Below are 13454 nucleotides of genomic sequence, written 5' to 3'. Positions count from 1 at the left end.
AACAACCATCAGACAGAAGATGAAAAGCGCAGGAATGGCAGGAAATACTTAAGGATTCGGAGGAGTCTGAAGGAATGCCTGATACGACGCTTAACGCGTCTTATTAGGCCTGCCGCTCGTACCATTTGTCCAGGGCGGATAAGGCATTTACGCCGCATCCGCCAGTACAAGTTGATTAATGCAGTTTCAAACGCGGACGGATAACGCGGTTGATACTACCTACCAACATCATTAGTCCAGTTTTGAAGTAGCCATGCAGCGCAATCTGATGCATCCGGTACAACGAGATATACACAAAGCGCGCAATACGCCCTTCAATCATCATTGAGCCGCGCGTCAGGTTACCCATCAGGCTACCGACGGTAGAGAAGTTCGACAGCGATACCAGCGAACCGTGATCTTTATACTGATAATTTTTCAGCGGTTTGCCATTCATCTGCGCCAGAATATTGTTCATTGCGCAGGTAGCCATCTGGTGTGCGGCCTGAGCGCGCGGCGGGACAAAACCCCCTTCCGGACGCGGGCATGACGCACAGTCGCCAATAGCGTAAATGTCTGGATCACGGGTGGTTTGCAGCGTCGGTTCCACCACCAGCTGGTTGATACGGTTGGTTTCGAGACCGCCAATATCTTTCAGGAAATCCGGCGCTTTGATCCCGGCAGCCCACACCATCAGATCAGCCTCAATATATTCGCCATCTTTAGTGTGCAGACCACCTTTATCGGCGCTGGTGACCATGGTTTGCGTCAGCACGCGAACGCCCAGTTTCGTTAACTCATTGTGGGCGGCAGCAGAGATACGTGGCGGCAGCGCAGGCAAAATACGTTCGCCCGCTTCTACCAGCGTTACGTTCAACGCTTCGTTGGTCAGGCCTTTGTAACCGTAGCTGTGCAGTTGCTTGACGGCGTTGTGCAATTCAGCGGAGAGTTCTACACCCGTCGCGCCGCCGCCAACAATCGCAATATTAACTTTGCCATTCGCGCCAAGGTTGGCGGAGTATTTCAGGAACAGATTCAGCATCTCCTGATGGAAACGACGCGCCTGGTGCGGGTTATCGAGGAAAATACAGTTCTCTTTTACACCCGGTGTATTGAAATCGTTAGAGGTGCTGCCCAGCGCCATCACCAGCGTGTCATAAGCGATTTTGCGTTCCGGCACCAGCAGTTCGCCTTTCTCGTCGCGCAGTTCAGCAATGGTGATTGTTTTCGCTTCTCTATCGATATCAACCACAGAACCCAACTGGAACTGAAAACCATGATTACGCGCATGAGCCAGGTAACTCAGTGCATCGACGCCTTCATCGAGCGAGCCAGTCGCTACTTCGTGCAGCAGCGGTTTCCACAGGTGGCTGTGGTTGCGATCTACCAGCGTAATTTTGGCTTTTTTCTTACGTCCCAGCTTATGTCCAAGCTGTGTCGCCATTTCCAGCCCACCAGCACCGCCGCCGACAATCACAATCTTTTTCAATGGCGTAGTCAACGTGACCCCCTTAAATTTATTAACCAATTGTTAATTAATGGTTATATGCATAGCCCTTAATTAACAGCAGGTTACAGTGATGAAAATGCTCTTCGCTATTGAGAATAACATGAATGGTGCATTGGTCATACCAAAATTGATATGAATCAAGTTTTGTTGCTGAAAAGATAGGCGGATTTACCGGGTGAGATCAAAAAACAGAGATTGTTGTTTATTATTTAAGCGAAGTCGGGAGGGTGAGGCATATATGGAGGACATTTGGTAGGCCTGACAAGATGCGCAGCATCGCATCAGGCATTGGTGCACGGCTGTCGGCTGTGGCGTGGACGCCTCATCCAACCTACAGAATCCGGGGCGCATCAGATACCAGCAAGGTTACCTGATGCGACCGACGATAGCTTTTAACCGAGGGTTTTGAACGCCTTAATGCGCTGCAAATGCGGGGAGATATTTTTGAATTTGTGCGTCTGCTCTTCGTCCCAGACAATCTCGTAATAATGATGCAACTCTTCAGATGTCCGCTGACTGTTAAGCGCCTCATCGTTACGCGACAAAATCACCAGACAACGATCTCGATTCTTCTCACGGAAATTGGTCACACATTTAGTCGCGATATCGGTGTACTCTTCCGGGCGATCAATCTTCCCTTCCATGTTCTCGTAAGGGAACAAATTGGGGTTGAAGATCACCTGGCGGATATCGCAGAGAAAACCAATCCGTTCTGCCCAGTAACCGCCCAGCCCGACACCGCAAATTAGCGGGCGCTCGTCAACATTCAGTTGCAGCATTTTGTCTACTTCTTTGAGCAGATGCTGCATATCGTGTTTCGGATGCAGAGTGCTGTAGCTTATCAAGCGTACATCCGGGTCAATAAACTGTAATTGTAAAACTTTCTCGTGGTTACCCGGACTGTTAGAGTCAAAACCGTGTAAATAGATAATCATCGCTTCCTCACATAAGCCAGGGTTAGTGACCTGCTTTCTCTTCCTGCCAGCGTTCATGTAACTGATTCAGACGGGCGCTGATCTCTTTCCAGCGAGTCGAGTCCATCAGCTCCTGTCGCGAAAATGAACCTTTATGATACAAACGTGTAACACGCTCTGCCTTGATCGGTGACAGATTATCTAACACGCTGACGGCCCCTTTACGATTATTGCAGACCAGGATCATATCGCAACCCGCATCCAGTGATGCCTGCCCACGTTCGGCATAACTGCCCATAATCGCGGCACCCTCCATCGATAAATCGTCTGAGAAAATCACGCCGTCAAACCCCAGCTCCTGACGTAAAACGGTTTTCAGCCAGTAGGGAGAACCGCTCGCCGGACGCGGATCAACATCGCTGTAGATCACATGCGCAGGCATAATGGCGTCGAGTTTATTTTCGCGAATTAACGTACTGAAGACTGACATATCTTTGGCGCGAATTTCCGCTTGCGGACGAGGGTCGCACGGCGTCTCTTTGTGCGAGTCTGCCGTTACTGCACCATGGCCAGGAAAGTGTTTACCAGTGGTTTTCATTCCGGCTTCATGCATACCATCAATAAACCGGCTGGCGATTGCGAGGGCTTTTTCGGGATCGGCATGGTAAGAACGCTCGCCAATCGCCGCGCTAATGTGCCCTACATCCAGCACGGGTGCAAAGCTGATATCAATATCCATGGCGATCATTTCGCTGGCCATCAACCAGCCTGCCTCTTGTGCCAGTTTGCCGCCTTCTTCCATTCCCAACAGCGCAGCGAATGATTGCGCCGCTGGCAAGCGGGTAAAACCTTCACGAAAACGCTGCACGCGTCCACCTTCCTGATCTACCGCCACCACCAGATGATTGCGCGAAGCTGTGCGAATTTGGCGCACCAGTTCGCGTAACTGCGCAGGATCATGATAGTTACGCGTAAAGAGAATCAGCCCACCCACCAGCGGATGCGCCAGTATTTCGCGCTCTTCCGCGTCCAGTTCGTAACCTTCGACATCCAACATTACTGGACCCACACTGCTCTCCTTATTGTTTTATTGATAGCTGCCGCCAGGTGTCATCGGCAAGCCTGATAAATTGTTGATCGCCGGTTTGTTGCCAGCGGTACTCAAACCACCCTGCTTTGAGCGTCAGCAACCAGGGAAACCAGCGCCTGACCTGACGCCATAATTGCGCCGGATTGATCTTTGCGCGCACGGCATAGTCATTGACCAATTGCCGGTGCTGCTCAGTATTTTCCACCCACACCGCCGCCAGTTCCAGCGCGATATCGCCATCGCCAGCATACTCCCAGTCAATGAGCTTTAACCCAGAAGTACTATGCACTAAGTTTCCGGCATGAACATCCATATGCAATGGGCTTAAGCGTAATGGCTGTGGTTCCCGTATTTTGCGCAGACGTTTTAACAGCCGCAGCCAACCCGCTGTCCGCCGCGCAGGATCGCTTCGCTGCCAGTACCTTTCCAGTAACGGCAGCAGGGTTATTCGCCAGCCAAAGCGCGGTTGTTGATGCAGATAATACAGCAAGCCTGCCAGTTCGTCGGTATCCGGCAATTGCGTTTTTACCTCGCCGGGCAAATAGTCAACCACCATCCAGCCACGGAGATAGAGATGTGGCTTCGGTGCAAGGTATGCCGGTAATCGTGATAACGCCCGATACTGGCGCAGGAACACGGACTGCGGAGCATCAGGATCGTGAGTCTGACGCACAACGAAACGCAGATCCTGATGTTCAATGAGAAAACTCCCGCCGCTAAGTCCATGATTAAACGTCGCGACGGGATGATACTGCGGGAAATAGCGCGACAATAATTCGTCGCGCGTGATAGGTTTATTGTTGCTGAACGGCACCTTTACCTGACCAGATAATTTCACCCGTCTGCACCAGCATGAGTTGCATTTGCAGGGTCGGTGCGTTGACGTTACCAGAGGCACTGGAGTACAGCACATAATGAGCGCCGACGTTACGGGCAATGCCAATCGCTTTACTGCGAGTGCCTAAACTGTCCTGCGGCGACAAACCTAACTGCTGCTTGGCCATTGAAAGCTGTTGGGCAGAAACGAGTGTAAATTTACCGTTATTGGCCAGCGCATTACGTAGCGTTTCGGTCGCTTCTCCGGCATTCAGCGAACCGTTAGTACGGTTGTTAACGCTATCAACCAGCAGAACGCTGCCTGCGGTCACACCATCAGCCCCAAGCATTTTACTGACCATCGGCTGCATTGCACCGTTCCAGTCATAATGACGAATATGCGGCGCAGGCGGTGCGGTTTGATCTTCGTGCTCAATTGGCCCTGGCTGCTGCGGGATCGTCGGCACCGATGGCACGGTTGGTACTGGCTGTTGCGGCTCGGCAGGTTGCTCCGGCGCAGGTTTCACCTCTTCTACCGGTGCAGGTTCTCGTTGCCCCACACACCCGGCGAGAAACATCGCCAGCGCGGTGATTAAGGCGTAGCGACTCATTTTTGTCATCAAGATTCACCCCTTACAAATATAGATAAAGTCTGACTTTGTGCGCCCCAAGATAATTGGCGCTGCCGTACAGAGTTACCGCCGAACGTGCGGGAATGGTAACGCTGCGGGGCGTTTCCAGAGGATGCATCTCCAGCCCTCTGGCGTCATACCAGTAAAAACGATAATGAACGGTAACGGGTTCTTGCCTTTCGTTATAAAGCGTCGAGGATGCAGAAGGCTGAATATCAGACATTGAAAGAACGGGCTTTTCTGCACTGATGCCCGCAGCCAGAAGAGATGACTCCATCACCAGAGATTGTTCTTCATTCACCGGAATTTCCGGATGTGAACGACACCCCACCAGCAGTAACAGCGCCAGAGACATCAGCCCAAAGCATCCTTTTCTCATCGTTACAGACCTTTATGCGCCAGCATTGGGCCCAGAGGACGGCCACCCAGCAAGTGCATATGGATGTGGTACACCTCTTGCCCGCCATGGCGGTTGGTGTTCATGATCAGACGATAGCCATCTTCGGCAATGCCTTCTTGCTCAGCAATTTTTGCCGCTACGGTGATCATGCGTCCCAGCGCCTGCTCATGCTCGACAGAGACGTCGTTTACGGTAGGAATCAGGATATTAGGAATGATTAAAATATGCGTTGGCGCTTGCGGCGAAATATCGCGAAACGCCGTTACCAGATCATCCTGGTAGACGATATCGGAGGGGATCTCACGACGAATAATTTTGCTGAAAATAGTTTCTTCTGCCACGACATTTTCCTTTTTCAAATAGTCATGCGTTGCGCCATGCTACGCCGCGCCACACTGCGAGTATAGAGTATGGTCGAGTTAAACCCGCTCTTTCAACCTTAACCCACGATTTATTAAGCAAAAAACCGTTTTACTGCCGCATACATCGCCATTATTCCTTTTTATGCCTGCGAATGAACCGAAAACACACTTTCTCTTTGGTTTACATGTTAAATATGAATGCGTATATTTCTCATTTGCATTTCCATAAAAAATTATTAGCGCGCTAAATATTACTGCTCATCGCCTTCCTCTGGAATGAGCCTGACTACAACATAAATCAAGAGATTTCAGATGCTTTCGACACAATTTAACAGGGATAATCAGCATCAAGCCGCAGCCACGCCGTCGCTGCTCGCAGCCTGCATTGCTCTGGCTTTATTTCCTTCCGCTACACTGGCCGTGCCAACCGCCGAAGAAACAGTGATTGTTGAAGGGACTGCCAATGCTCCAGTTGATGACGAAAATGATTACAGCGTAACGTCTACTTCTGTAGGTACTAAAATGCAGATGACCCGACGTGATATTCCACAGTCGGTCACTATTGTCAGCCGGCAGCGAATGGAAGATCAGCAACTGCAAACGCTGGGCGAAGTGATGGAAAACACTCTGGGGATAAGCAAAAGCCAGGCCGACTCCGACCGCACCCTCTATTATTCGCGTGGATTCCAGATCGATAACTATATGGTCGATGGCATCCCCACCTATTTTGAATCGCGCTGGAATCTGGGCGACGCACTCACGGATATGGCGCTGTTCGAGCGTGTAGAAGTGGTGCGTGGCGCGACCGGGCTAATGACCGGCACCGGCAATCCTTCTGCGGCGATTAATATGGTCCGCAAACACGCCACCAGCCGTGAATTTAAAGGCGATGTCTCGGCGGAATACGGTAGCTGGAACAAAGAACGTTATGTGGCGGATTTACAAAGTCCGCTCACGGAAGATGGTAAAGTCCGCGCACGAATTGTTGGCGGCTATCAGAACAACGATTTATGGCTGGATCGCTACAATAGCGAAAAAACTTTCTTCTCCGGCATTGTGGATGCTGATTTGGGCGAGCTGACCACATTTTCTGCCGGTTATGAATATCAACGTATTGATGTTAACAGCCCGACCTGGGGCGGCCTGCCACGCTGGAATACCGATGGCAGCAGCAACAGTTACGATCGCGCCCGCAGTACCGCGCCTGACTGGGCGTATAACGACAAAGAGATCAACAAAGTCTTTCTGTCACTGAAGCAGCGATTTGCCCATACCTGGCAGGCGACGCTGAATGCTACCCATTCCGAAGTCGAATTTGACAGCAAAATGATGTATGTCGATGCCTACGTAAATAAAGCAGATGGAACGCTGGTGGGACCATATGGCAGCTATGGCCCCGGATTTGATTATGTTGGCGGCACTGGCTGGAACAGTGGCAAACGTAAAGTTGACGCGCTGGATCTGTTTGCCGACGGCAGTTATGAATTATTTGGTCGCCAGCACAATCTGATGCTCGGCGGTAGCTACAGTAAACAAAACAACCGCTATTTCAGCTCCTGGGCTAACGTTTTCCCCAATGAAATTGGCAGTTTCTACAACTTCAACGGTAACTTCCCGCAGACTAACTGGGCGCCGCAAAGCCTGGCGCAGGACGATACCACACATATGAAATCGTTATATGCCGCCACTCGTGTCACCCTTGCCGATCCGCTGCATCTTATCCTCGGCGCACGTTATACCAACTGGCGGGTTGATACGCTGACTTACAGCATGGAGAAAAACCACACTACGCCTTATGCGGGTCTGGTGTTTGACATCAATGACAACTGGTCGACCTATGCCAGCTATACCTCTATTTTCCAGCCGCAAAATGATCGCGACAGTTCGGGCAAATATCTGGCGCCAATCACCGGTAACAACTACGAACTGGGTCTAAAATCAGACTGGATGAATAGCCGTCTGACCACCACGTTAGCCATCTTCCGTATTGAGCAGGATAATGTCGCCCAGTCCACCGGAATGCCTATCCCCGGCAGTAACGGCGAAACCGCCTATAAAGCGGTGGATGGGACAGTAAGTAAAGGCGTGGAATTTGAACTTAACGGCGCAATTACCGACAACTGGCAGCTGACGTTTGGCGCAACGCGCTATGTGGCGGAAGATAACGAGGGGAATGCCGTTAATCCGAATCTGCCACGTACCACGGTTAAAATGTTTACCAGCTATCGGTTGCCTGTCATGCCAGAGTTGACGGTCGGCGGCGGCGTTAACTGGCAAAATCGGGTGTATACCGACACCGTGACACCGTATGGCACCTTCCGCGCCGAGCAAGGTAGCTACGCGCTGGTGGATCTGTTCACCCGCTACCAGGTGACGAAAAACTTCTCGTTGCAGGGGAACGTCAATAACCTGTTCGACAAAACCTACGATACCAATGTGGAAGGTTCTATCGTCTACGGCGCACCACGTAATTTCAGTATTACCGGCACGTATCAATTCTGATTAACACCTGTAAAAAAGGCAGCCATTCGGCTGCCTTAGTCTCCCCAACATTTTACTGATTAGTTGTTGCGGATGTACTCATCCATCTCGGTTTTCAGGTTATCGGATTTAGTACCGAAAATCGCCTGAACACCAGAACCAGCAACCACTACGCCCGCTGCGCCCAGTTTCTTCAGGCCAGCCTGATCCACTTTGGACACATCAGCAACGCTGACGCGCAGACGAGTAATACATGCGTCGAGGTTAGTGATGTTTTCTTTACCACCAAATGCAGCAACCAGAGCCGGTGCCATTTCGCTAGTACCGGTTGCTTTCGCATCTTCAGTTGCGTCTTCGCGGCCCGGCGTTTTCAGATCCAGGGCTTTAATCAGCACACGGAAAATGGTGTAGTAAACAATCGCATAACCAATACCGACAATCGGGAACAGCCACAGTTTGCTGCTGTTACCAGACAGTACGATGAAGTCGATCAGGCCGTGCGAGAACGACGTACCATCGCGCATTCCCAGCAGAATACAGATTGGGAATGCCAGACCTGCCAGAATAGCGTGGATGATGTACAGGATCGGCGCAACGAACATGAAGGAGAACTCGATCGGCTCGGTGATACCGGTCAGGAACGAGGTCAACGCAGCGGAGATCATGATACCGCCAACTTTAGCGCGGTTTTCTGGTTTAGCAGAGTGCCAGATAGCAATTGCAGCAGCCGGCAGACCGTACATTTTGAACAGGAAGCCGCCAGACAGTTTACCCGCAGTCGGGTCACCCGCCATATAACGCGGAATATCGCCGTGGAAGACCTGACCTGCTGCGTTGGTGTATTCACCAATCTGCATCTGGAAAGGTACGTTCCAGATGTGGTGCAGACCAAACGGCACCAGACAACGTTCGATGAAGCCGTAAATACCAAACGCAACTACCGGGTTCTGGTAAGCAGCCCACTGGGAGAAAGTCTGGATTGCGGAACCAATCGGCGGCCAAATGAAGGACAGCACAACGCCAGTAAAGATGGCAGCCAGACCAGAAATGATCGGTACAAAGCGTTTACCGGCAAAGAAGCCAAGATACTCAGGCAGCTTAATACGGTAGAAACGGTTAAACATGTACGCTGCAATCGCACCGGAGATGATCCCCCCAAGTACGCCAGTATCCGCCAGATGTTTAGCGGCAATTTCTTCAGCAGGTAAATGCAGTACCAGCGGCGCGACCACAGCCATGGTTTTTACCATGATGCCATAGGCAACTACTGCGGCAAGAGCGGATACGCCATCGTTATTGGTAAAGCCAAGGGCGACACCGATCGCAAAAATAAGTGGCATGTTTGCAAAGACGGAACCGCCTGCTTCTGCCATAACATGCGATACAACGGCTGGCAGCCAGCTGAAATTCGCGGAACCGACGCCCAGCAGAATACCTGCGATAGGCAGTACGGATACCGGCAGCATCAGCGATTTACCGACCTTTTGCAGGTTAGCAAATGCATTCTTAAACATAATTGAGAGTGCTCCTGAGTATGGGTGCTTTTTACGTTCTCACGCGTGGCAAGGGGGGAGAACCTTGCCGTGTACAGGGCATCTAAGCGCCCTTTATTTATTACACAGAGTAAAATAATTCAGTGTCGATTTGTTTGACGGCTATCACGTTTCAACTTCAGGTCTTTAGCGAAGTTGCACATTTTGACAAAACATATGTCAAGATGTTTCAAACATGGTTAGCCACCGCCCAATTTGCGGCGGTGAACTTTACTCGTTTTAACCATTAATTACGAGCTTAAAAAAAATTCATTCAACTGATGGACTGCAGGCGGGAAGCGTCGATGTGAAACAGACGGGCGAAGTTATCGGTGGTTACCTGCGCCAGTTCTTCAACGGCAACACCTTTCAACACAGCCATGTATTCTGCAACGTCACGAACCATTGCAGGTTGATTCTCTTTTCCTCGATGCGGCACTGGCGCCAGGTAAGGCGAGTCAGTTTCCACCAGTAGCCGATCCAGCGGGACATAACGCGCGGCATCGCGCAGTTGTTCCGCATTACGGAAGGTCACAATGCCGGAAAAGGAGATGTAAAATCCGAGATCCAGTAACTTGCCCGCCGTTTCTTTGTCCTCTGTAAAACAGTGTAGTACGCCACCACAATCCGTCACTTTTTCTTCGCGCAGAATAGCCAGCGTATCGGCGCGGGCGTCACGCGTATGGACGATAACCGGCTTGTTCAGTTCGCGACCAATCTGGATATGATGAATGAAGGATTCTTGCTGACGGACTTTTGTTTCCGGCGTGTAATAATAATCCAGCCCGGTTTCACCCAGCGCAACAACGCCCTCTTCTGCTGCCAGACGGCGTAAATCTTCCACATCGTAGGGATCATTCTGGTTTAGCGGATGCACACCGCAAGAAAAAACGACGTTGTCACGTTCGCCTACCAGATCCCGCATATGCAGGTAACCGGGCAATGTCGTGGCGACCGCCAGACAAAATTTCACATCGCGCGCGGCGGCTTTCGCCAGAACATCATCCACGTCCTTGTGTAAAGATTCATAATTCAAACCATCAAGATGGCAGTGTGAGTCGACTAAAAACATAATGTCTCTCTTAAAGATGAGGAACCGGTAACACAACGTCCGGTTGCAGGTAATGCTCAATACGCAGTAAAAGATCGGTGATGACAAGCTCGCGGTTTACGCCTGTGACAGAAATTAACTGCTCACGACTTTGGCAAACATCCCCCAGTATAGCCTGCAGGCGAGAGGGAGAAAGCTGGTTTGCCAGCGCGGCGACAACGCCAGGAACATCAACATTGGTGACTTGTGAGGCGCCATAATGGCGTTTGAGCGCATCCATCAACAAAGTTGCCAACCAGTGCAGACGCGCCGGAGCTTGTTCGTGGTTAAGTGCCGACAACATCGAATACCAGTCGCCAGATTGCACGCTGTGTGCCAACGCCTGACAAAGTGTCTCACGTGCCTGCCAGATATCCCCTTGAAACAGCCCCAATGCCGCACCAGGCGAACCGGCGCTCAGGCGCAATGCGGTGAGTATGGCCTCTTGTGACATTGTCACTTCACGCGCAAGCCAGCTCACTGCGTACTGTTCCGGCGGCGGTGCAAGGTAATGCAAGCGACAACGGCTGCGCAGTGTTGCCAGTAAGCGTTCAAGTTCTCGTGTAGCGAGGAAAAACCAGGTTTCCGCTGGCGGCTCTTCCAGTGTTTTCAGCAAGGCATTGGCAGCGGCATCGGTCAGCAAGGCGGCATCGGTGACCCAGACAACTTTCGCACCGCCTAATCGTGCGTGTTCATTAAGCTTTTCGGTGACTTCACGCACGGCATCAATGCCCAGAGCATTCTTCCCTTTTTCGGGAGCAAGAGTGTAATAATCGGGATGCGTCCCCGCCTGCATCAACTGGCATCCGCGACAATGACCACAGCTTTTGTGGCCCTGCGGTTGTTGGCAAAGTAAATAACGGCTCAGAGCGTAGATTAAGGCATCATCGCCCATGCCAGGTAATGCCTGAATCAGTAGCGCATGGTGACCCCTTCCGGCCTGATAGCTGGCTACCAGTTTTTCGAAATCAGGTCGTAACCATGGATACCATCTCATTCGCCCTGCTCCTTAACCCAGTGAGTCACGGTGGTGCGAATCGCGTCCATGACGGCTTCCAGCGATTGTGTTGCATCAATAGTGTGAATGCTTTTATCTTGTGCAGCCAGTTCCAGATAGCGAGCGCGGGTACGATTAAAGAAATCAAAAGACTCTTGCTCAATGCGATCCAGCTCGCCGCGTGCACGCGCGCGCTTTAGGCCGACTTCTGGGGTAACATCGAGATAGAGCGTTAAATCAGGGCGAAAATCCCCAAGAACGGCATCACGCAACGTTGCCAGCATATGCTGGTCAATACCACGACCACCGCCCTGATACGCCTGAGTGGAGAGATCGTGGCGATCACCAATCACCCATGTGCCGTTTGCCAGTGCCGGTTTGATGACGGTTTCTACCAGTTGTACACGCGCGGCATAAAACATCAGCACTTCGGCTTTATCGGTAATGACTTCATCGCCTACCGATTTGATATCCAGCACCAGGCTTCTTAACTTTTCGGCAAGTTGCGTACCGCCGGGTTCCCGAGTGAAAACCATGTCGCGGATACCCAGTTGCTCAAGCGTCTCAACCACCACGTTGCGTGCGGTGGTTTTGCCTGCGCCTTCCAGCCCTTCAATGACGATATACTTACTGCGCATTTTTTTCCTTAAGCACTTTCAGATAATCCTGCACAGACTTGTTATGACTGGCAAGATTGGTATTAAACGTGTGACCACCTTTACCATCGGCCACAAAATAGAGATACGGCGTTTTCGCCGGATGCGCAGCAGCCTTCAGCGAATCTGCCCCCGGCGTAGCAATCGCGCCTGGCGGCAGACCAGTTATGGTGTAGGTGTTATACGCTGTCGGCGTTTCCAGATCTGCACGAGAAAGTTTGCCATTATAACGCTCTCCCATCCCGTAAATCACCGTCGGGTCGGTCTGCAGACGCATACCAATGCGTAAGCGGTTGATAAATACCGAGGCAACCTGATCTCGCTCACTGGCAACGGCGGTTTCTTTTTCGATAATTGATGCCATCGTCACCAGCTGGTTTTTATCTTTATAGGGCAGACCGTCCGCACGCCCTTCCCAGGCGCTTTCTACCGCTTTCACCATTTTCTTGTGCGCTCGCTTGAGTAACGCAACATCGGTGGTATTGGCGGTATACATCCAGGTGTCTGGCCAGAACCAGCCTTCAATCCACTCAGGGTTTTCCAGCTCCAGCGCCTGTGCCACGGTGGCGTATTTATCGTCGCTCAGCGTGTGCTTGACATACGGTGCCTCACGCAATTGTTTGAGGTAATCGCTCAGACGCATCCCCTCCACCAGGCGTAGTGGAAACTGTGCTTCTTTACCGCTTTCCAGCAATTTCAGCATCTCGCGCACGGTCATCTGCGGTGTAAAGCGGTAAGTCCCGGCTTTGAAATGAGAAAGATCCGGCTCGATACGCAGCAGCCATTGAAATACCCGTGGGCGATTGATGATCTTATCGGCATAAAGCTGTTCACCGAGCGCCAGACGTCCGGTCCCCGGTTTCAGAGTAAATATCGTCTCTTCTTTAATAAGTAATTTGCTGTCGGCGAGGTGGCGAACCTTCCAGACGCCCACACCAGCGGCGATACCCAGTACCACCAGCAATAACAAAACAATCAATAACACTTTTTTCATG

General features: G+C 51.3%; 13 protein-coding genes. 1 reads left to right on the top strand and 12 read right to left on the bottom strand.

Annotation, left to right across the window (positions count from 1 at the left end; all coding sequences use genetic code 11):
- Positions 1-175: 175 nt before the first annotated feature.
- From ndh to hinT, 7 genes are all read right to left on the bottom strand, one after another.
- Positions 176-1480: an NADH-quinone dehydrogenase gene (gene ndh / locus HEM79_RS00905; RefSeq protein WP_010352391.1), complete on the bottom strand. Its 1305-nt coding sequence runs from the start codon at positions 1478-1480 to the stop codon at positions 176-178.
- 401 nt (positions 1481-1881) lie between these two features.
- Positions 1882-2424: an alpha/beta hydrolase YcfP gene (gene ycfP, locus HEM79_RS00900; RefSeq protein ID WP_000587922.1), complete on the bottom strand. Its 543-nt coding sequence runs from the start codon at positions 2422-2424 to the stop codon at positions 1882-1884.
- A 22-nt stretch (positions 2425-2446) separates the two neighbouring features.
- Positions 2447-3472 (bottom strand): beta-N-acetylhexosaminidase, encoded by a 1026-nt coding sequence (nagZ, locus tag HEM79_RS00895; RefSeq protein WP_000529325.1) that lies wholly within the window; start codon positions 3470-3472, stop codon positions 2447-2449.
- A gap of 10 nt (positions 3473-3482) precedes the next feature.
- Positions 3483-4307: a thiamine kinase gene (gene thiK, locus HEM79_RS00890; RefSeq protein ID WP_176241299.1), complete on the bottom strand. Its 825-nt coding sequence runs from the start codon at positions 4305-4307 to the stop codon at positions 3483-3485.
- On the bottom strand, positions 4288-4929 hold the full coding sequence (lpoB, locus tag HEM79_RS00885; protein WP_000164442.1) for a penicillin-binding protein activator LpoB: 642 nt from the start codon (positions 4927-4929) through the stop codon (positions 4288-4290). The genes thiK and lpoB overlap by 20 nt, the downstream gene beginning before the upstream one ends.
- A gap of 13 nt (positions 4930-4942) precedes the next feature.
- Positions 4943-5320, bottom strand: a complete 378-nt coding sequence (locus HEM79_RS00880; protein ID WP_176241220.1) for a YcfL family protein — start codon at positions 5318-5320, stop codon at positions 4943-4945.
- Between the two features lie 2 nt (positions 5321-5322).
- On the bottom strand, positions 5323-5682 hold the full coding sequence (gene hinT, locus HEM79_RS00875; RefSeq protein ID WP_089632671.1) for a purine nucleoside phosphoramidase: 360 nt from the start codon (positions 5680-5682) through the stop codon (positions 5323-5325).
- A gap of 333 nt (positions 5683-6015) precedes the next feature.
- Here hinT and fhuE point away from each other — a divergent pair, with 333 nt between their 5' ends.
- The gene (fhuE, locus tag HEM79_RS00870) at positions 6016-8205 is read left to right on the top strand and encodes a ferric-rhodotorulic acid/ferric-coprogen receptor FhuE (protein WP_176241221.1); all 2190 of its coding nucleotides are present in this window, start codon (positions 6016-6018) and stop codon (positions 8203-8205) included.
- 59 nt (positions 8206-8264) lie between these two features.
- Here the strand turns inward: fhuE and ptsG are convergent, their stop codons facing one another.
- The 5 genes from ptsG to yceG form a co-directional block, all read right to left on the bottom strand.
- A complete protein-coding gene (gene ptsG / locus HEM79_RS00865; protein WP_000475698.1) occupies positions 8265-9698 on the bottom strand; it encodes a PTS glucose transporter subunit IIBC in 1434 nt (477 codons plus the stop codon).
- A 292-nt stretch (positions 9699-9990) separates the two neighbouring features.
- Entirely contained in the window at positions 9991-10788 is a 798-nt protein-coding gene (locus HEM79_RS00860; protein ID WP_000480283.1) for a metal-dependent hydrolase, read from the bottom strand.
- A gap of 10 nt (positions 10789-10798) precedes the next feature.
- Positions 10799-11803 carry a DNA polymerase III subunit delta' gene (holB, locus tag HEM79_RS00855; RefSeq protein WP_176241222.1) on the bottom strand — a complete coding sequence of 335 codons (1005 nt, stop codon included), beginning with the start codon at positions 11801-11803 and terminating at the stop codon, positions 10799-10801.
- Positions 11800-12441: a dTMP kinase gene (tmk, locus tag HEM79_RS00850; protein WP_001257008.1), complete on the bottom strand. Its 642-nt coding sequence runs from the start codon at positions 12439-12441 to the stop codon at positions 11800-11802. The genes holB and tmk overlap by 4 nt, the downstream gene beginning before the upstream one ends.
- Positions 12431-13453, bottom strand: coding sequence for a cell division protein YceG (gene yceG / locus HEM79_RS00845; protein WP_176241223.1), 1023 nt, complete (start codon positions 13451-13453; stop codon positions 12431-12433). The genes tmk and yceG overlap by 11 nt, the downstream gene beginning before the upstream one ends.
- Between the last annotated feature and the right edge of the window lies 1 nt (position 13454).

It is taken from the genome of Escherichia sp. 93.0816, assembly GCF_013368855.2.
GTDB classification, from domain to species: Bacteria; Pseudomonadota; Gammaproteobacteria; order Enterobacterales; family Enterobacteriaceae; genus Escherichia; species Escherichia ruysiae.
Note: the sequence above shows the minus strand (reverse complement) of the source record. Positions and strands in the feature narration are given on the sequence as shown.

Excerpts from the sequence above, each read along its gene's own strand:
- ycfP (WP_000587922.1), bottom strand. The coding sequence starts at position 2,424 with ATGATTATCTATTTACACGGTTTTGACTCTAACAGTCCGGGTAACCAC.
- lpoB (WP_000164442.1), bottom strand. The coding sequence starts at position 4,929 with ATGACAAAAATGAGTCGCTACGCCTTAATCACCGCGCTGGCGATGTTT.
- HEM79_RS00880 (WP_176241220.1), bottom strand. The coding sequence starts at position 5,320 with ATGAGAAAAGGATGCTTTGGGCTGATGTCTCTGGCGCTGTTACTGCTG.
- fhuE (WP_176241221.1), top strand. The coding sequence starts at position 6,016 with ATGCTTTCGACACAATTTAACAGGGATAATCAGCATCAAGCCGCAGCC.
- ptsG (WP_000475698.1), bottom strand. The coding sequence starts at position 9,698 with ATGTTTAAGAATGCATTTGCTAACCTGCAAAAGGTCGGTAAATCGCTG.
- HEM79_RS00860 (WP_000480283.1), bottom strand. The coding sequence starts at position 10,788 with ATGTTTTTAGTCGACTCACACTGCCATCTTGATGGTTTGAATTATGAA.
- holB (WP_176241222.1), bottom strand. The coding sequence starts at position 11,803 with ATGAGATGGTATCCATGGTTACGACCTGATTTCGAAAAACTGGTAGCC.
- tmk (WP_001257008.1), bottom strand. The coding sequence starts at position 12,441 with ATGCGCAGTAAGTATATCGTCATTGAAGGGCTGGAAGGCGCAGGCAAA.
- yceG (WP_176241223.1), bottom strand. The coding sequence starts at position 13,453 with ATGAAAAAAGTGTTATTGATTGTTTTGTTATTGCTGGTGGTACTGGGT.